Origin of the sequence: Microseira sp. BLCC-F43 (assembly GCF_041929235.1) — a bacterium.
GTDB lineage: Bacteria > Cyanobacteriota > Cyanobacteriia > Cyanobacteriales > Aerosakkonemataceae > Microseira.
Genome location: NZ_JBHFNP010000300.1, coordinates 17,169 through 34,882, shown reverse-complemented (window position 1 = coordinate 34,882; position 17,714 = coordinate 17,169). Strand labels below are relative to the sequence as shown.

The 17,714-nt window shown below is 45.0% G+C and carries 17 protein-coding genes; 9 read left to right on the top strand and 8 right to left on the bottom strand.

All coding sequences use genetic code 11. The annotated features are described in order from the left end of the window. Positions 1 to 129 precede the first annotated feature (129 nt). From ACE1CM_RS39715 to ACE1CM_RS39705, 3 genes are read right to left on the bottom strand one after another with little or no spacing between them, the layout of a single operon-like run. On the bottom strand, positions 130 to 708 hold the full coding sequence (locus tag ACE1CM_RS39715; RefSeq protein ID WP_374884540.1) for a hypothetical protein: 579 nt from the start codon (positions 706 to 708) through the stop codon (positions 130 to 132). Then, the gene (locus ACE1CM_RS39710) at positions 701 to 1,429 is read right to left on the bottom strand and encodes a Tat pathway signal protein (protein ID WP_374884538.1); all 729 of its coding nucleotides are present in this window, start codon (positions 1,427 to 1,429) and stop codon (positions 701 to 703) included. The genes ACE1CM_RS39715 and ACE1CM_RS39710 overlap by 8 nt, the downstream gene beginning before the upstream one ends. Before the next feature lie 2 nt (positions 1,430 to 1,431). Continuing rightward, complete coding sequence (locus tag ACE1CM_RS39705; RefSeq protein WP_374884536.1) at positions 1,432 to 1,989, bottom strand: hypothetical protein; 558 nt, start codon at positions 1,987 to 1,989, stop codon at positions 1,432 to 1,434. A 196-nt stretch (positions 1,990 to 2,185) separates the two neighbouring features. Here ACE1CM_RS39705 and ACE1CM_RS39700 point away from each other — a divergent pair, with 196 nt between their 5' ends. Beyond that, positions 2,186 to 3,532 carry an NB-ARC domain-containing protein gene (locus tag ACE1CM_RS39700; protein WP_374884535.1) on the top strand — a complete coding sequence of 449 codons (1,347 nt, stop codon included), beginning with the start codon at positions 2,186 to 2,188 and terminating at the stop codon, positions 3,530 to 3,532. Positions 3,533 to 3,790: 258 nt separating this feature from the next. Here the strand turns inward: ACE1CM_RS39700 and ACE1CM_RS39695 are convergent, their stop codons facing one another. The 4 genes from ACE1CM_RS39695 to ACE1CM_RS39680 all read right to left on the bottom strand — a co-directional run bounded on the left by ACE1CM_RS39695 (position 3,791) and on the right by ACE1CM_RS39680 (position 5,584). Next, positions 3,791 to 4,498 carry a Uma2 family endonuclease gene (locus ACE1CM_RS39695; protein ID WP_374884534.1) on the bottom strand — a complete coding sequence of 236 codons (708 nt, stop codon included), beginning with the start codon at positions 4,496 to 4,498 and terminating at the stop codon, positions 3,791 to 3,793. A gap of 98 nt (positions 4,499 to 4,596) precedes the next feature. After that, positions 4,597 to 4,851, bottom strand: a complete 255-nt coding sequence (locus tag ACE1CM_RS39690; RefSeq protein ID WP_374884544.1) for a XisI protein — start codon at positions 4,849 to 4,851, stop codon at positions 4,597 to 4,599. 131 nt (positions 4,852 to 4,982) lie between these two features. Continuing rightward, positions 4,983 to 5,333, bottom strand: coding sequence for a DUF5615 family PIN-like protein (locus tag ACE1CM_RS39685; RefSeq protein ID WP_374884532.1), 351 nt, complete (start codon positions 5,331 to 5,333; stop codon positions 4,983 to 4,985). Positions 5,334 to 5,341: 8 nt separating this feature from the next. Then, on the bottom strand, positions 5,342 to 5,584 hold the full coding sequence (locus tag ACE1CM_RS39680) for a DUF433 domain-containing protein (protein ID WP_374884531.1): 243 nt from the start codon (positions 5,582 to 5,584) through the stop codon (positions 5,342 to 5,344). Here ACE1CM_RS39680 and ACE1CM_RS39675 point away from each other — a divergent pair. Beyond that, a complete protein-coding gene (locus ACE1CM_RS39675) occupies positions 5,583 to 5,762 on the top strand; it encodes a hypothetical protein (RefSeq protein WP_374884530.1) in 180 nt (59 codons plus the stop codon). The genes ACE1CM_RS39680 and ACE1CM_RS39675 overlap by 2 nt on opposite strands. Positions 5,763 to 5,887: 125 nt before the next feature. Next, positions 5,888 to 7,666, top strand: coding sequence for a DUF262 domain-containing protein (locus ACE1CM_RS39670; protein ID WP_374884529.1), 1,779 nt, complete (start codon positions 5,888 to 5,890; stop codon positions 7,664 to 7,666). Positions 7,667 to 7,710: 44 nt separating this feature from the next. On the opposite strand, the gene acnB is transcribed toward ACE1CM_RS39670, so the two are convergent. After that, positions 7,711 to 10,317 (bottom strand): bifunctional aconitate hydratase 2/2-methylisocitrate dehydratase, encoded by a 2,607-nt coding sequence (gene acnB / locus ACE1CM_RS39665; protein ID WP_374884527.1) that lies wholly within the window; start codon positions 10,315 to 10,317, stop codon positions 7,711 to 7,713. An 810-nt stretch (positions 10,318 to 11,127) separates the two neighbouring features. Here acnB and ACE1CM_RS39660 point away from each other — a divergent pair. From ACE1CM_RS39660 to ACE1CM_RS39635, 6 genes are all read left to right on the top strand, one after another. After that, positions 11,128 to 12,381, top strand: a complete 1,254-nt coding sequence (locus ACE1CM_RS39660; protein WP_374884526.1) for a GNAT family N-acetyltransferase — start codon at positions 11,128 to 11,130, stop codon at positions 12,379 to 12,381. Between the two features lie 182 nt (positions 12,382 to 12,563). Then, positions 12,564 to 13,055: a Holliday junction resolvase RuvX gene (gene ruvX / locus ACE1CM_RS39655; RefSeq protein WP_374884525.1), complete on the top strand. Its 492-nt coding sequence runs from the start codon at positions 12,564 to 12,566 to the stop codon at positions 13,053 to 13,055. Between the two features lie 9 nt (positions 13,056 to 13,064). Next, positions 13,065 to 13,652 (top strand): DUF3727 domain-containing protein, encoded by a 588-nt coding sequence (locus ACE1CM_RS39650; RefSeq protein ID WP_374884524.1) that lies wholly within the window; start codon positions 13,065 to 13,067, stop codon positions 13,650 to 13,652. A 361-nt stretch (positions 13,653 to 14,013) separates the two neighbouring features. Beyond that, positions 14,014 to 15,348 carry an RNA-guided endonuclease IscB gene (gene iscB / locus ACE1CM_RS39645; RefSeq protein ID WP_374884523.1) on the top strand — a complete coding sequence of 445 codons (1,335 nt, stop codon included), beginning with the start codon at positions 14,014 to 14,016 and terminating at the stop codon, positions 15,346 to 15,348. Between the two features lie 266 nt (positions 15,349 to 15,614). Next, entirely contained in the window at positions 15,615 to 16,709 is a 1,095-nt protein-coding gene (gene mltG / locus ACE1CM_RS39640; protein ID WP_374884543.1) for an endolytic transglycosylase MltG, read from the top strand. Positions 16,710 to 16,843: 134 nt separating this feature from the next. Continuing rightward, positions 16,844 to 17,392, top strand: coding sequence for a YqeG family HAD IIIA-type phosphatase (locus ACE1CM_RS39635; RefSeq protein ID WP_374884522.1), 549 nt, complete (start codon positions 16,844 to 16,846; stop codon positions 17,390 to 17,392). Positions 17,393 to 17,714: the final 322 nt, after the last annotated feature.

Genomic DNA, 17,714 nt, shown 5'->3' with positions numbered 1-17,714 from the left:
TACAGCCCTTTTGTCTTCTTTTGTGTAGCGCCACCATACTGGGTGCCGCTACACAAACGAAGCCCGCAAGACAAGGACTTAACTTACGCACGCATAAAGTGTATTCTACCAACTCGCAAACCGCTATATCTATCGACATGGGTTTGTAATTTGGTAGTTTCGGTGTTTTGGGAAAAACTGACCTATACGCCTACCTGATTTCACACCTAAAACATAACTTTTTCGATTTAATATACCTATACTACCAGTAACTTGACACTGCTGATTAGCACTGACACTGTTGAGTATTTCCCTGTTTTCTTCTACTACCTTTCTAATTGCTCGTACAATATCTCGCTCATCCATATCTTCATCAAAAAATGTTTGGTACTGTTCTTGCGAACCATCCCAATACTTAGGATGATGACTTTGGAGAATATGCCGCATTCCGTCTCTGTTCAAAGTAAAAGCTACAGAACGACTTACTCTAAAAGTTTGCGTTCTGAATCTTCTCAAAGCCTCATTCAAATCACCTCTTCTAGGTCGTGGGATGATAGTTTCTCTGCTAACTAAAATTTCATTTACACCATCTGCTGAAATACCGATTTTACTTGCATATTCCTGAGAGATGGATAAATTTTTAGCTTCAGTTTGAAAACACAATCCCAGAAGGATAAGTAAAGACGCAGTTAGTCTAAAAGGTGTCCTCATAGCTAAAATATTATGCAAATTTGACTTCAACGATGATTTCTCGGCGAGGCTGACCACCTGCTTCCACAATTAACTCAACATTGCCACGTCCGCCCCGACCTGGTTGAATTAACTCATAGCGAGAAGTAACTTCACCCAGGACTGTACGATAGTTTTGAAAGCAAACATTTTGGTTTCCAGTCCCATTAGGGAAAGTATCACCTTCCCAACTACACCAATCATCAAATTGAGAAAGTACGGGTAAAAGTGAATCTGCAACCAAATTAGGAGGAAGTCCCTGTTTACCTAGCACTTGAGTAGCAATATGAATGCCTGTCATTGTGGGGCCAGTAATTTTAGCGGTGCTAGTTTCACCTTGATATTTCTGAACAAAGCCAAAACCCACATTTTGCCCCCACTTATCTTGTCTTTGTTGCCCCCAGAAAACCGTGGTTTGATCGCGTGCAAGTTCGGTTTTGTTTTCTCTGAATTGACGCTCAACGAAATCCCGGTCAGCCAGTTGAATTGCCAACAGTTCTTCTTGAGAAGGGCCAAATGCTTCGGATAATGCACCTCGAATAATTCTGCCAGCAGCAAAGCGCAATAAGCCACCAAAAACAGCACGAGATGATAATGCCCGAAGCAGAAATCCGATGATAAATGCTTCTGCTGGTTTTGGAAAAAATATACCAGATGTAGTTGCTAAGGAAGCACCACCTATAATAGCTAACTTAGTAAATTTACGTCGGCTGATGCTCATAGTTACTGTCTGCGACCTGGAGATGAGGAAATAGGTTCAAGTAGGGCTTGGACAAATGAAACTTTTGTGTTTACATAATCGTTATTGTTTGGAATTTCTACAGCAACACTACTTACCCTGCTGACATCCAATATCACAAAAGATCTTTCGCCTACGGACAGTGTTCTAGACCCAGCCAGATTTCCATCAAGATAAACGTTTACATCTACTGGTTTGTTAGCCCTTATGTCATCAGCAATACCAAAAGCTAGACGAAGAGTTTTAAACCTTGGTTGAGATCCAGCAGGTCTGATTCTACAGGTAATTAATGAGTTATATCCACTATAAATATAAAAAATTTCGGTAAATGCCTGTCTACCTATAGAAATATCCTGCTGGCTGCTGTCCATAGTTCCGCGCCGAACGCAACCAGTTGAAAATAGAGAAGTGGTACGCTGTTGTCCTTGCGCTACTTGCCAAGCCGATCCCGCAAAAACCAGGCATATTGTGCCAATTGCGGCAACTTTACGAATAAACTTCATTTTTCCCCTGCTCTCTACCGCTTGCGGTGTTTTAGCCAAAAAAGTAAGACTTTATCTGACCAGATAAAATGACATTTTTCTTATAGTAAATCCCTTGTGCTAAATGCTACTAACTGAAAAAAACGGATTTTATGGAATTTTTATAACAAAATATTAATTAAAAACCAGAAAAAACATGATTTAATCGCTTTATACTAAGTTATAATTCCTAAAATCCATACCATACCTGCGTTTTATGACTATTACGGAAGTTTTACAATTTGTAGATCGGTTAGTCAAAAAACAAACAGGTGAACACCTCGACGATCTACAAAAAACTGTCATTCAAGGACTTTGGCAAGGTAAAACTTACAATCAAATTGCAGATGAATGTGGGTATGATAAAAACTATGTTGGAGATGTTAGCCGGAAGTTATTTAAAATTTTATCTGAACAGCTAAATGAAGATATCAATAAATTAAATTTTTGTTGGACAATTGAGAGAGTTATTAATTCTCAGTTTGTTGGTTTAATAAACAGTAAGATTACCTGGTGTCCACTTTATGGTCAACCAGATAAAAATCAATCTATCAATAAGGAAGAGAAAAAGACCAAAAGCACAGGGTATCACGATTTAACCCTAGCACCGAAAATCAACCATTTTTGCGATCGCACAACCGAACTCCAAACCCTATCCCACTGGTTAACCACTCAAAACCCCCGTCTCATCTCAGTTTTAGGACTCAGTGGAATTGGTAAAACTACTCTAGTTAAACAGTTTGTTGATCTAAATCTACAACAATTCGATGTAGTCATCTGGAAAAGCATCAAATTATCCCCTTCTTTAGATACCATTATTACTGATATTTTCGCACTTATTAATTACGAACCTATTCAAACTGACAATAAATTAACTCAATTATTCAACCTTTTACGCCAGCAAAGATGTTTAATCATCCTTGATGATGTACAAGAACTATTTACCAGCAGACAATTAGCGGGACAGTACAAAACTGAATATAAAGACTACAAAACTTTTTTCACAATGGTAACTGAAATTGAACATCAAAGTACTTTAATCTTGTTCTCTCAAGAACAATGTCAAGAAATGCTCTGCTTAGATGAGGAATTATATCCTGTTAAGTGCTTGGAGTTAGAAGAGTTAGATAATAAGGAAATACTGAGAAGCCTGGGATTGAAAAATGAGGAAAGCTGGTTGACGCTGCTTAATTTATACGAAGGTAATCCAGCTTATTTGAAAGATATTGCTAGTTTGATTAAAAATATTTTCCTGGGTAAAGTCTCTGAATTTTTAACAGAAGATAGTTTAATATTGACCGAAAATATGAAATCTCGGTTTAATGAATTATTTGAACGATTATCACCGAGCGAACAACAGATTGTTTTAGAATTGAGTAAGTATAATCAACCCGTGTCGAGAGAAGATTTAAGACAAGCTTTATCCTTATCGTCAATGGATTTAATTAATGGGTTACAATCTTTGCGTAAACGCTATTTAATCAAAACAATAGAAGGAGAGAAAATTTCGTTTAATTTATCTCCTGTTTTTCGAGAGTATGTCAGAACTTGCCGTCAAAATTGATTATTATACCAAATCCGGGTTAGCTACCCCTTTTATGCCAAACGACTAAAGTCGCGGCTACACAAACAAAGCCCGCCTACGCGGGCTATAAAATAAAGGGGGGTTTGGAACCCGGATTTGGTATTATAGCGGATTGCAATCGTATGAGGTACACCTGAGTTTGTCAAGCGCGCACCCTTAAGGGTGCGCGCTTGACAAACTCAGCCAAAAGGCATCTGCCTCACCCAGTTGCAATCCGCTGTATTATGGAGGGTTTCTCTAGCCTTGCTGCTGAGCTATTAAATGTTGTACAAAGGTTTGATGTTCTGCCGAATTAATTCCAGCTTGCAGAATTGCTAACACTTGCTGCATATTTCCTTGCAACATCGCTGAAACATCTAACCACAATCCGGGAAACACAACCGAGCAAATAACACCTTGCTCATCGGGTAACAACGAAACATAATCCTCATCTTGCAAACTAAACCAATCAATTCTTTGCTCAAATACCTGCCAAACAATGTATTCCCGAACCCCATTCCTTCGATAGGCACGTTTTTTATCCCCAAGATCGATCGCTGCACTACTCGCCGCAATTTCTACTACCAATTCTGGCGCTCCTTCTAGATATCCATCTTCGCTCAAAGTTGAGTTTCCGCCACTTTCTTGACTAATTAATAATACTCCATCCGGTTGCGGTTCGTTGTCGATATCCAATCGTACTGTTGGCTCAATTCCCATTTCCAACTGTGGTGTTGCAGCTTGATAAACTCCCAACCAAGTGATTAAGCGTCCGTGGGGTGCGGCATGGGGTCTAAAACGCAACGGTGATGCCATGTAAACAACTCCTTCAATTAGTTCGGCTTTTCTTACTTCTGGCATAGCGTTGTAACGGCGCTCGAATTCTGGACGAATCAAGCGATCGCCATTTTCCAACGGTGGCAAATGTTGAAGGGTTGTAAACGATTTAGGCAGTGAAGAAGTCATCGTAGCAGCCTCAATGGTTGAGACAATAGTGTTTTGCTGTGAGCGATCGCAATTGAGGTGGACTTTACCACCCTACAATTATTCTACTTCATAGTTGTTTAAGCCGTTGCCAACTCAGTAAACTTTCTCACATCTGGAGGTTGAAAAGCTAAGACAATATCTTGTTTAGGAACTTTTAATCTTAGTAACTCATTTGCCATTCCTTCTTCTGTCCAATCTTCCTCAATGTAAATCTTTTCATTTTTAATCCGAATATGAACTGAAATCCCTTTTATTCTCTCCTCTGGAGTCCACCCAACTTGAAACCATAAGTATTGATCTCTTTTTTCGTCAAAAGCTAAAAGTGTTTCAATATTTTGCGTTGTAACTTGAGAACAGAGTTCATCTTACTCTGTGATAATTTTCTGAATCAGTGACCGATAATGGCTTAATTTATCCATTTTGTGATGACCTCAAAAATTGTCTGCCCTTATCCATATTTTTGTTAGACATCAGGCAAAAACGGCAGACGACGAATGCGAATTCTGCTTGGCTCAACTGTTAGTGCTGCACCTTGTTGTAACTCCTCCTCACATTCACTAATAACTCTCAGCAACAACTCAGTCAATGCTTGGGCGCGTAATCTTTCAATCCGAATCCGGATCGCTGATGGAGCGATCGCTTCATCAAGGGCTAACAATGTGTGAAAGTCCGCATCAAGTGTGACAACAACCCGCCCTTCCTCTCTTGCTCTTTGAATAATTTCTGCGTCTTCAGCAGCGGATAGCCCAATTTCACCTACATAAATTGTGTCAATTCCTACATCGCGTAACAATCTTGCCGCAGAGAGTGGCAAACTCCCGATCAAGCAACAGTTTCATAGCGATTGGGTAGCTCGATCGTGGGATCGCCTAGATAGGAGGATGCAAAAATCAGAGCTTGCCGAATATCTTCTTCTTCCAATTCTGGGAACTCTTGGCGTAGTTCTTCTCGATTCGGATAAGTTGCAAGTAATTCGATTACCCGACGCACGGTAAGACGAAGGTTACGAATGCAAGGTTGTCCGTTCATGCGATTGGGATTACTGGTAATGCGGTCTAGTTTCATGACATTAACCCTAGTTCTTTACAGAAGTTGTGTTTTTGGCTGCTTTAATTTGATCCACACTGATATATTCGACGTTCTCAAAGTTGGCTCTAATCACATTTTGCAACAAGAGGCGGAAAAGCGATATGCCTCCGGCACGCTACGCGATCGCATCCTGCAAACCCCAACATACCCATGAGCGATCGCACGTCTTGACCTCTTCCCTTGCAGGCAAAGAGGTTGGGGGTTAGGTTTTTTGGTGTGGGGAGAGGGTGCCTGTTTGATTATAATAGCATTGGTAAATTTATCTCACTGACAGTAATTATGAGTATTGCACCTCGTGGAATGAGTGTTACTGAAGCTTACCGACTTTATCGCTCAGGTAGCTTATTAGTCAATCGTAAGTACCAAAGAAAACTTGTTTGGACAGTCGCAGAAAAAGAAAGATTGATTGGCAGTATTTTAAAAGGTTACCCTATACCTCTAATTTTACTGGCGGAACGTCCTCAAATATATGGTAGCGGTAAGTACGAAATTATAGACGGAATGCAAAGGTTGAATGCAATTTTTAGTTTTATTGAAAATTCGTTCGCATTTAGCGAAAAATACTTTGATGTTGATGAATTTTCCTATGCAAAGCAAATAGCCGATGATGGAGAATTTGAAGTAATAAAAAAAGAAACCGAACGTCTTGCTCGGAAATCATGTGCTGATATTTTAGATTATCAACTTGCTGTGACTATATATACAGCAATGGAAGAAGAGGATATTACAGAAGTTTTTGGTCGAATTAATTCAAGTGGTAAACATTTGAGTCGTCAAGAAAGAAGGCAAGCTGGAGTAACTACTGCATTTGCAGAATTAGTACGAACAATTTCTATGGAATTACGTGGAGATGTCTCAGACAAGGTACTTCGTCTTTCTGAAATGCCTGAAATAAGCATTGATTCACAAAAATCTAAACAAGGCTATAAACTTCAAGCTGAAGACACGCTATGGTGTAAGCAAGGCGCACTTACAGTATTACAATTACGCGAAAGTGAAGATGAACAAATGATAGCTGATATTGCCGCTTCTATTTTATTGAATGAACCTTTGCCAGTGAGTACCGAACGTTTGGATAGCCTATACGATTCGACAAGTAAATATTCTCAAACTATAGAAACTTCGTTAGCAACTTATGGGTTTAAGAAACTGACTAATGACATAATTCAAACGTTTGCTGTAATGAGAGAAACTATTGAAGCATATAACTCTGAACCTAAGTCTTTACTGCGGGTTGTTAACCCTAATAGTAACAATCCTATTAGAACAGCATTCTATACTATTTTTATGGCTTTCTTTGATCTAGTTATTTGCCAAGAATTATCCCCAACCGATCCAGCAGGTATTATGAATGGCCTGAAAGGTCTTCAGAGAAAGCTTGATTTAAGTAGTCACTATACAACAACAGAAGACCGCAAAAACAATATTAAACAAACTAAGGGTCTTATTCAAGATCATTTTGCCCGAAGAGAACCGCCTGTCCTGGGACATGGTGTTGAATTAGCACTAAATTTGGAAAATTCTTTGCGTCGTTCTCGTATAGAAACTTCCAGGTACGAATGTAAACAAGGTTTACTTGACTTATCGCCAAGCAGAAAGCTCAATAATGATTTGGTATACAGAATTATCGAAACTATTTGTGGAATTGCCAATTTAGGTTCAGATGGAGACGGATATATTCATATTGGAGTGACTGATTCAAAAAAAGATGCTGAAAGAATTGAAGAATTAGATAAAATTAAACCTATTGAAATTAACGGAAGATATATCGTCGGAATTGATAGAGAAGCCAAGCTTCAAAACAAAAGTATAGAACAGTATGTAAGGATATTAACCAACGCAATTCAAAACTCTGAATTAGCTGTGGAATTAAAAACACAGGTATTAACAAAGGTTGACACGATATCTTATAAAGGATATTCAGTAATTAGAATTACCATTCCTGCTCAAACCGATGTGTCATTTATAGGAGAAAAAGCTTTCACAAGAAAAGACTCATCTACAGTAGAGGTTCTGGGACGCGAGTTAATTTCTATCTCTAAGCTGTTTAAAAAATGAGCTGTTAGTTAGTAAGGTGGGCAATGCCCACCCTAATTTAATTATCACCCAGCTTTCACAGGCATCCCCAAAATATCCTCAATCTTGGGCATTTCTTCCAACGGAATCACGCGCCCTTCATCCTCAAATCCGGCAATTTGATCGAAGTTCAAATACCGATACAAATCGCCTGCGAAAGGATTAATCTTCTTCGCCGCAATGTCGAGATATTCCTGTACGCTAGGAATCCGACCAAGCAGCGCACAAACTGCTGCTAATTCCGCCGAACCAAGATACACTCGCGCATCTTTGCCCATGCGATTGTTGAAGTTGCGGGTAGAGGTGGAAAACACGGTTGTGCCGTCATTAACGCGCGCTTGGTTGCCCATACATAGACTGCAACCGGGCATTTCTGTCCGCGCACCTGCTGCGCCAAAAATGCCGTAATATCCCTCTTCTTTTAGTTGATGTTCGTCCATCCGAGTTGGGGGACAAATCCACAACCTTGTTTTCACCGCGCCTTCGCTTTCTAATACTTTCGCAGTGGCGCGATAGTGACCGATATTGGTCATGCAAGAACCAACGAAGACTTCATCAACTTTGTCGCCTGCTACTTCGGACAATAATTTAACATTATCCGGGTCGTTGGGAGCGGCAACAATTGGTTCTTTGATTTCGTTCAGATCGATTTCGATGATTTCGGCGTATTCGGCATCGGCATCGGCTTCCATTAGCACTGGATTTGCTAACCATTCTTCCATTTTGGCGACGCGGCGCATGATGGTGCGGGCGTCTTGATATCCCCGCGCGACCATGTTTTTCAACAGGGCAACGTTGGAACGAATATATTCGGAAACGGTTTCGATGCTGAGTTTAATTGTGCATCCGGCACAAGAACGTTCTGCGGTCGCGTCGGTGAGTTCAAATGCTTGCTCAACTTTCAAATCCGGCAATCCTTCGATTTCCATGATGCGCCCGGAGAAGATATTTTTCTTGTTCTTCTTCTCGACGGTGAGCAATCCTTTTTGAATCGCGACGTAAGGAATTGCATTGACAATATCCCGCAGGGTGACACCGGGTTGCAATTCGCCTTTGAATCGGACTAAAACTGATTCGGGCATGTCTAATGGCATGACACCCAAAGCAGCAGCAAATGCCACTAAACCCGAACCTGCTGGGAAGGAAATTCCTAATGGGAAACGAGTGTGGGAATCGCCGCCGGTTCCTACTGTATCCGGCATTAACATCCGGTTCAACCAAGAGTGAATAATCCCATCTCCTGGACGCAATGCAACGCCGCCCCGTTGGGCGATAAAATCGGGCAATTCGTGATGGGTTTTGATATCGACAGGTTTGGGATAAGCTGCGGTATGGCAGAAACTTTGCATCACCAAATCGGCACTGAAACCCAAACAAGCGAGTTCTTTTAATTCATCTCTGGTCATCGGCCCTGTGGTATCTTGAGAACCAACCGTTGTCATTAATGGTTCGCAAGATGTGCCGGGGCGCACTCCAGCAAGTCCGCAAGCTTTCCCGACCATTTTTTGGGCGAGGGTGTAACCTTTACCCGTATCTTCGGGTTGTTTAGGACGGGCGAAAACCGGAGATGGTTCTAATCCTATTGCGGCACGAGTTTTATCGGTTAAAGTGCGTCCAATTAGTAACGGAATGCGTCCGCCTGCGCGTACTTCGTCGAGAATAGTATCGGGTTTGAGGGTAAAGGTGGAAATCACTTCTCCTGCTTCGTTGGTAATTTCCCCTTTATAAGGATGGATGGTAATTACCATTCCCGTTTCCATCTTGGTGACATCGCACTCGATGGGTAACGCGCCGGAGTCTTCAGCAGTGTTGAAGAAAATGGGAGCGATCGCACTCCCCAATATATACCCTCCCGCGCGCTTGTTCGGCACGTGAGGAATATCTTGCCCGATGTGCCACAACACCGAGTTTATCGCCGATTTCCGCGAAGAACCCGTCCCGACAACATCGCCGACATACGCCACGGGATGACCTTTCTGCTTTAATTGAGCAATAACTTCCAACCCCCCAGGCATCCGAGATTCCAACATTGCCAAAGCGTGCAAGGGAATATCCGGGCGAGTGGTAGCATGGGGAGCGGGTGATAAATCGTCGGTATTCGTTTCACCCGGAACTTTAAACACCGTCACGGTAATCGCGTCTTCGAGTTGCGGACGCCCGATAAACCAAGCGGCATTACACCAAGCATCAACTACCTGTTTGGCATAAGGATTGACATCCGACAACGCCAGCACATCGTGAAAAGCATCGAATACCAGCAAAGTCTTACTTAAGGCAGTTGCTGCCTTCGCTGCTAATAAAGTATCGCGAGACTTGAGCAGTTCGATCAGCGATTGAACGTTGTAGCCTCCCAACATTGTCCCCAAAAGATAAACAGCGGCTTGGGGTACAATCAGGGGGCAAACAATCTCGCCCTTGGCAACTGCGGTTAAAAACCCGGCTTTAACATAAGCCGCTTCATCGACGCCGGGGGGGACGCGGTTCGTTAGCAAGGAAAGCAGCGTTTCCTCTTCCCCTGGAGGCGGATTTTTCAGCAATTCGCAGAGTTCGGAAGTTTGCTGGGCATTTAAAGGTAAGGGAGGAATTCCTTGTGCCGCCCTTTGGGCTACGTGTTTACGATAGGATTCGAGCATTTTCGTGTTCTGCTATACAAAACTTGGCTAAACTTATCTAAGCTTCACCATTCAACTAGAAGTAATTTCTAGAGGGTTTGCTTCCTGCTTCTACCAAGGGAGTCGGATCCTTCTTGTCCACAGGCGTAAATTCGGGTGTAGCCCACCCTATTTTAAGATGAGTAAGTTTTTTTTTGTAGGAGCGGTTTTAACCAATCAATTCGTGGTTCCACGAAATGTCTGGTTAAACCTGCCCCGGAGCCATTGTTCAACCATTATTTTGCACCAATTTAGGGAATCCTGCTCAAACTATCGATCTTTTTACAGGCTGATTAGTTTTGCAGTGGCTGTGGTTTACTTTCCCAAACAATTTTAAGCCTTGGTTTTCGGCATTTTAAGAAACATAGCAGAAAATTACAACCAAGTCAACACTATCGCCATAAGTAACTATGAGTAACTTTAGCCAACTATTTTGCTATTTTATCCAAGTTGCTATAAGAGCGCTTTAGCGCAACAACGTACCCACAATGCAAGTAACTAGCAACTTGCGTTATTTAGTCAAGCTCTCAGGCTAAGAGCGGAAAAATTTTGTCGGTGTAGTTTAGTGCCAGATTTTTTATTGTACGGTGAGGAAACCGACCGCGGGAGTTCTAGTGGTACTCTTTTAGGTTTTAGCTGGCATTTTCGACCAAATTGGACTCGGTGGGAATATCTCAAAAGCAGCTAAGATAAAGGCAACAACCCAAGCTACTGGGCTTCGCTCTAGATGCTAACAACAGCAACAGCGCCGTACTGCTAGCACAAACTCGGAACTCGCTGCCTACCTTAATCATGACTCCCACTTCCCCCCAGGATACCAACGCCCTCATCCGTCCCCTACAATACCGGGATCTGGAAGCGATCGAAAATATGGTGGTGCAATCATCTTTAGCAGAACACCACAGTTGTTGTGCCGATACCAAGCAGCAATTAGAACGGGTGCGTCGCTGGTACTGGGTACTCAAGCTTTTGAGTTTGTTCCCTAACCCATTCCGGTACAAGTTCATAGCCTATGTCGTCAGTAAAGCTCAAAACATTTTAGGCACGATTCAAGTATCGCCGTTTAATCGCACGCGCAGCACCTGGCGGGTGGATCGAGTCGTGGTTGACCCCCAAGTATCGAGTATAGAAGTAGGCTCGCAACTATTGCGCTATTGCTTCGAGACAATCTTAGAGGCGCGGACTTGGTTGCTAGAAGTCAATATCCACGATAAAACATTGCTGGCGGTGTATCGGCGCAATGGATTTCAGCCTTTGGCGCACATGACCTATTGGGCGATCGCTCCATCAATGTTAGCAGAGTTGCAAGAGCGAGAACCCGATCTACCCAACCTGCTACCAGTCAGCAACGCCGATGCCCAACTGCTGTATCAATTAGATACAGCATCGATGCCCCCCTTGGTGCGCCAAGTATTCGACCGCCACAACACTGACTTTAAAACCAGTTTTGTTGCCGCTTTAATTGAAGGCATCCGGCAGTGGCTTTCTCAAACCGAAGTCGTCAGCGGCTACGTGTTTGAATCCCAGCGCAAAGCAGCCATCGGCTATTTTCAGATGCACCTGTCCCGCAACGGCAGCAAACCCCACGTCGCCGAATTAACCGTACACCCAGCCTACACCTGGCTGTATCCAGAATTGCTCGCCCAAATGGCGCGCATTACCCAAGATTTTCCCACCCAATCGTTGCTGTTAACTTCTGCGGATTATCAACCAGAACGGGAAGAATATTTGCGACAAATAGGGGCAGAGGAAGTAGAACATACCCTGCTGATGTCCCGTTCAGTTTGGCACAAGCTGCGGGAATCGAAGTCGGTATCTTTGGATATGCCTTTGTCGGAAGTTTTCCAAGGATTACAACCCGCCCAAAAACCAGTCCTCGGACGCATGTCCTGGCTGAAGTCCCGCACCTTGCGCTGGCGGGGAGTACCTAGAAAAGATTTAGTTCCAGCGCCTTCCACTCAAGATGCGGAGTCGGGGGCACAATCTTTATCAGGCTTGGCCTTCAGGATAACCCGTCGCGGTTCCAGAAGTGCTGACCAAGGGTAATGGTAATAGGTAATGGCGTTCCCAGGCGACCGCCTGGGTCACGAGGGTAATGGGTAATTGTACTGAGGGCAAAAGCCTGTAAATCCAATTAGCAATTAGCAATTAGCAATTAGCAATTAGCAATTAGCAATTACCAATTACCCCTCCCCGCGAGCGCCTACTTGACGCCTAGTAGCATAAATATGGAAGAAAGTCAACCACCTGTAACCCAAACAACCCCAACTCGTCAAACCAAGACGATATCGGCATTGGGGTTAGATGTGGGGAAAAAGCGAATTGGGGTAGCGGGATGCGATCGCACCGGGTTAATCGCGGCGGGACTAACCACAATCGAGCGTAAATCGTTTTTAGAAGATATAGCCCAGCTCAAGCGCCTGGTAGATGAGCGACAAGTAGAAGTTTTAGTCGTTGGGTTACCCTACTCGATGAACGGAACCATAGGCCCTCAAGCCAGAACTGTGCAGAAATTCGCCAAAAGAGTCGGAGAAGCGCTAAACTTGCCGGTCGAGTACGTTGACGAGCGCCTGACTTCCCATCAAGCAGAGGAAATGCTTTTAGCCGAAAAACGATCGCCATCCCGAAATAAAGGTTTAGTTGATCGCAAGGCAGCAGCTATAATTCTGCAACAATGGTTGGACGAGCGACGACCGCGCTCACAACAATCCGATTTCTAGGATTTCAACATGTCTACAGCGAAAGAAAATGGGTACTCTCAGGACGAAACCGTTATCCTCAAAGATGAAACGGGACGCGAACTAACCTGTTACGTCGAGCAATCCCTTGAGGCAGAAGCAAAAGAGTACGTTCTTTTGCGTCCAGTCGATGATACGGTGGAGATTTTTTCCTGGCAGGCAGATCAAGAGGAAGAAGCATTTTTGGTGGAAGAGGAGGAAGTACTGGATGAAATTTTTCCCATTGCTCAAGCAGTGCTGGCAGAGCAAGATTTGACCCTCAAACGCAGCGCTTTCGCCTTGACGGTAGCCGGGGACGTGCCGCCGCCAACCGAAGAAGACATTCTCACCCTAGAAATTGACGACGAAGCAGCCCTAGCCCCTCTAGAGCCAGAGCAGTTGCAGTTCCTCGCCAATTTTTACCACGAAGACCACGAATACGAAGTGTTTAGACGCCTTGACCCCCTACTTTTGTTTGCCCGTCGCAACAATGCCGGACAACTTGAGTTACTTTCCCCAGAAGAATTTCAAAGGGTGCAACCGATGCTCGAAGAACAGCTGGCGCAGCTAGAAGACGAGATGGACGAATACGAAGAATAAAATTGATAGTTTGCGGTTGATAGCTTGGACAAAAGCGCCTGCTTTGGGGAGAGCGGGTGGAAAATCTCCCCAAAAGCCAAAAAACTGAGCCATAGTAGTCTGCCACAGCAGTTTTGACAAATCGGGTCAGCACCCCGCTCTAAAGAGACGGGGCTTCGTGCCTCTCGCTTTAGGTAGCTGACCAGCCTCAGCCTTCTGGCTACGTTATTCAGGTCACGACACCTACAAATGCGTCGCTAGTTTGTAGCTCTGTCGCTTGTGGTTAAACAGCTTTACGAGGGGTAAGGCAGTGCTGCAAGCCGAACAAGCCTAAATAACATTGGCGAAGCGAACTTTACACGCAAGTAGAAGAGACGCAACCATGTGTAACTCTAATTTCGTTTTTGTTTTAGATGCCAGTCGCAAACCACTGACCCCTTGCTCTCCGGGCATGGCACGGTCACTGCTCAAAGCCAGGAAAGCGAAAGTGTTCCGCATTTACCCGTTCACCATTATTTTGCACAAGGAGGTACAAGCAACCCCAAAGCCGCTCACCCTGAAACTTGACCCAGGCTCTAAAGTGACTGGAATTGCTTTGCTCAAAGACACTCTGCTGATTTGGATTGCAGAACTAACCCACCGGGGACAAGCGATTCAGGATGCTCTACTGTCTCGACGACAACTACGTCAGGATAGAAGGAATCGCCAGACGCGCTATCGCAAAGCGCGATTTCTCAATCGCACCCGTCCTGAAGGTTGGCTTGCACCCAGTTTGCAGCATCGGGTCGAAACAATCCTGACTTGGATAAATCGACTGGACAAACTTGCACCGATTGGCAGCGTTGTGCAGGAGTTGGTCAAGTTCGACTTACAACTGATGCAGAACGCTGAAATCAGCGGCGTTGAGTACCAGCAAGGCGAACTGCAAGGCTACGAAGTCAGGGAGTACTTGCTTGAAGTGTTCAATCGTCAGTGTGTCTACTGCGGTGCGAAGGATGTGCCATTGGAAATCGAGCATGTTGACCCGCGTTCTCGCGGCGGCTCAGATAGAGTCTCTAATCTGGTATTAGCTTGCCATCCCTGCAATCAAGCAAAGGGAAATCAGGATATCAAAGATTTTCTGTCGGGTAAGCCTGACCTACTTAAGCGAGTGTTGACACAAGTCAAAGCACCGTTGAAAGATGCTACTGCGTTAAATGCAACTCGATGGGCACTGTTGAGAGCGCTAAAAAAGACGGGATTGCCTGTCAGCACCGGGAGTGGCGGACGAACCAAGTTCAACCGGACTCGACTAAACCTGCCCAAGACACACTGTTTTGATGCGGCATGTGTGGGCGAAACTCCAGAACTAACCGCATTAACTGAGCAACGCTTGCTCATAGCAGCCAAAGGGCATGGAACTCGCCAAATGTGCGGCACTGACAAATATGGCCCTCCAACGCGGCATCGCTCTAGAGTGCAAGTCCATAAAGGCTTCCAGACAGGCGATATTGTCAAAGCAACTGTTACGACAGGCAAGAAGATTGGCTTCTATATCGGTCGGGTTCTCTGCCGCGCATCAGGCAGTTTTGACATCGCAACTAAGACAGGACGGGTGACGGGTATCAGCCACAAGTATTGCAAACCAATTCACAAAAAGGATGGTTATGCCTATGGATTTTCAACTGGAAGTTTCACGGCGGCTCAAGCCGCGTGGGGTTTTTCCTCCCTGCGCTGAAGCGACAGGGCTTCCAAACTTAGGAGGTTTACGTGATTTGGTCGATTCCCCCAAAGGAATTGGCTACGGAGCGTGGCGATACCGAAAAACAAATATCTGTCAGCGATGCCAACTGGAAGCGGTTGGGGCAGATTGCGGCATCGAAGGTGTCGTTAATTCGCAGAAGTATTGGGTTGGTTGTTTGGGTGGCACCCTTGCCACACTCAACAACCGCTGATATCACTCCCCACCGCTACCGGCGGATGGGGTATCTCGGAGATAAAGAGATGAAAGCTGTCAGGGGCTCCTCAAAATGGTTGTTTTACCTGGTGCTGCTCCCAGCAGTACTGGGATTGTGTGCTTGGCAGGGCTGGGCTTGGTGGAGTTGGGCTAGTGCGCCGCCTGTGGTATCCTCAACAACATCCGAGCGAGCCGAAAACACAGTGCAAATCAGAATTCCCCAAGGCACGACGGCGCAGCAAATCGGGCGCGATCTCAAAGCAGCCGGGTTGATTCGCTCCACTGTAGCATGGAATATTTGGGGGCGTTGGTTAAGGCTGCAAAACAAGGCGTCGTTTCAGGCAGGAACATACGAACTGTCGCCCTTGACTTCGCTCTCAGAAATTGCCGCTAAACTTGGCAGCGGCGGCGTAGTGCAACAAAGCTTTACGATTCCGGAAGGATGGTCGCTGCGGCAAATGGCTGCTTACTTTGAATCCCAAGGCTTTTTTCCAGCCTCGGAATTTCTGGCGGCGGCTAAACAAATTCCCCGCGATCAGTTTCCTTGGTTACCCGCAGATTTGCCCCACTTGGAAGGCTTTTTATACCCGGATACCTACCAAATTGCATCGGGTGCGATCGCTCCGGAAACCGTCATCAAACTGATGCTGAAACGATTTGAAGAAGTCGCGCTGCCAATTTACGACCGCGCTAGAGCGAACAAACAAACCTCTTACAATCTCTTGCAATGGGTAACGCTGGCTTCAGTTGTAGAAAAAGAGGCAGTAGTTCCCACCGAACGCCGTAAGATTGCGGGTGTTTTTGTCAAACGATTGCAGCGAGGAATGAGACTCGAATCTGACCCCACGGTTGAATACGGATTGAACATCAGACAGACAGCGGATCAACCCCTGACCTTTAAGCAAGTCAAAACCCCTTCTCCTTATAACACCTATCTGAACAAGGGCTTACCCCCCACCCCCATCGCCAGTCCGGGAGTTCCCAGCTTAGAAGCCACCCTCAATCCCGAAAACACCGAGGAAATCTTCTTTGTCGCCCGTTACGACGGCACCCATGTCTTCAGTCGCACCCTCGCCGAACACGAAGCAGCGGTGAGGAAGATCCGGCAACAACGGGAAGCGCGACGCAAGGCGACTCCTTAGTCCAATTAATACCGAGTCGGCTAATAGCCAATGGTTAATTGTCAGAAGAAGAACTTTACAATTAACCATTAGCAATTAGCCATTAGCAATTAGCCATTAGCAATTAGCCATTAGCAATTAGCGATTAGCAATTTATGTCTTGGGGCGCCCTATTACAGCCTGATTTAATTCTAGACGGGTCAGTAGTAAATCTGACACCGGAGATGTTGCAAAAATATCAGATCAAGGGTCTGGTATTGGATGTAGATGACACCCTAGTACCGCTCAAGGTCGCCCAGGCATCGGAGGAGTTGCACCAATGGGTCGAGGAAATCCGACAGGTGGCGCAGATGTGGCTGGTGAGCAATAACCTGAGCGAGGCGCGCATCGGTAGCATTGCCCGGGCTTTAAACTTACCCTACCTGCACGGGGCTAGCAAGCCCTCGCGGCGCAAGTTAAGACAGGCAGTCAAGGCGATGAACCTGCCGGTGGAACAGGTGGGGATGGTGGGCGATCGCTTGTTTACCGACGTGCTGGCTGGCAATCGCCTCGGCATGTTTACCATTTTGGTAGAACCCATCGTCCCTCCCGCCCAAGCCATCGAGTCGTTTGGGGTGCGTGCGCTGGAAGTCTGGGTGTCGCAAGTCTTGGGCGCTACCCTACCCCCACGGCAACAAAAATTTACCAACCATCGTAAATCCTGATAATCGTAAACATAAAAAAATTATTATTATTTTTCAGGCTCTGGGATTCTAGATCCTGAAAAATCGGGTCAGCCAAGATAAAGACCGTGAACTACCCCAACCTATAGACGGACTGGGCTTCCCAATTCAACGGGAAATGCCGCTATAACCATGTAGTTTTATTGGTCTTACATTCCCTCCAAGGGCAGGAGTCCTAGTTCCTAAGACCCAAACTTATCGCCGTGACATATACCTATTAGCTTGGTTTTCGCTTATGGCATTGATGTACAAACATTTCTCAATTATAGCACATTCAATGGCGACATTAGGGCATCTTGTTATG

Excerpts from the sequence above, each read along its gene's own strand:
- ACE1CM_RS39650 (WP_374884524.1), top strand. The coding sequence starts at position 13,065 with ATGTCTACAGCGAAAGAAAATGGGTACTCTCAGGACGAAACCGTTATC.
- ACE1CM_RS39700 (WP_374884535.1), top strand. The coding sequence starts at position 2,186 with ATGACTATTACGGAAGTTTTACAATTTGTAGATCGGTTAGTCAAAAAA.
- ACE1CM_RS39670 (WP_374884529.1), top strand. The coding sequence starts at position 5,888 with ATGAGTATTGCACCTCGTGGAATGAGTGTTACTGAAGCTTACCGACTT.
- ACE1CM_RS39675 (WP_374884530.1), top strand. The coding sequence starts at position 5,583 with ATGACATTAACCCTAGTTCTTTACAGAAGTTGTGTTTTTGGCTGCTTT.
- mltG (WP_374884543.1), top strand. The coding sequence starts at position 15,615 with ATGAAAGCTGTCAGGGGCTCCTCAAAATGGTTGTTTTACCTGGTGCTG.
- ruvX (WP_374884525.1), top strand. The coding sequence starts at position 12,564 with ATGGAAGAAAGTCAACCACCTGTAACCCAAACAACCCCAACTCGTCAA.
- ACE1CM_RS39660 (WP_374884526.1), top strand. The coding sequence starts at position 11,128 with ATGACTCCCACTTCCCCCCAGGATACCAACGCCCTCATCCGTCCCCTA.
- ACE1CM_RS39695 (WP_374884534.1), bottom strand. The coding sequence starts at position 4,498 with ATGACTTCTTCACTGCCTAAATCGTTTACAACCCTTCAACATTTGCCA.
- iscB (WP_374884523.1), top strand. The coding sequence starts at position 14,014 with ATGTGTAACTCTAATTTCGTTTTTGTTTTAGATGCCAGTCGCAAACCA.
- ACE1CM_RS39635 (WP_374884522.1), top strand. The coding sequence starts at position 16,844 with ATGTCTTGGGGCGCCCTATTACAGCCTGATTTAATTCTAGACGGGTCA.
- acnB (WP_374884527.1), bottom strand. The coding sequence starts at position 10,317 with ATGCTCGAATCCTATCGTAAACACGTAGCCCAAAGGGCGGCACAAGGA.
- ACE1CM_RS39680 (WP_374884531.1), bottom strand. The coding sequence starts at position 5,584 with ATGAAACTAGACCGCATTACCAGTAATCCCAATCGCATGAACGGACAA.
- ACE1CM_RS39710 (WP_374884538.1), bottom strand. The coding sequence starts at position 1,429 with ATGAGCATCAGCCGACGTAAATTTACTAAGTTAGCTATTATAGGTGGT.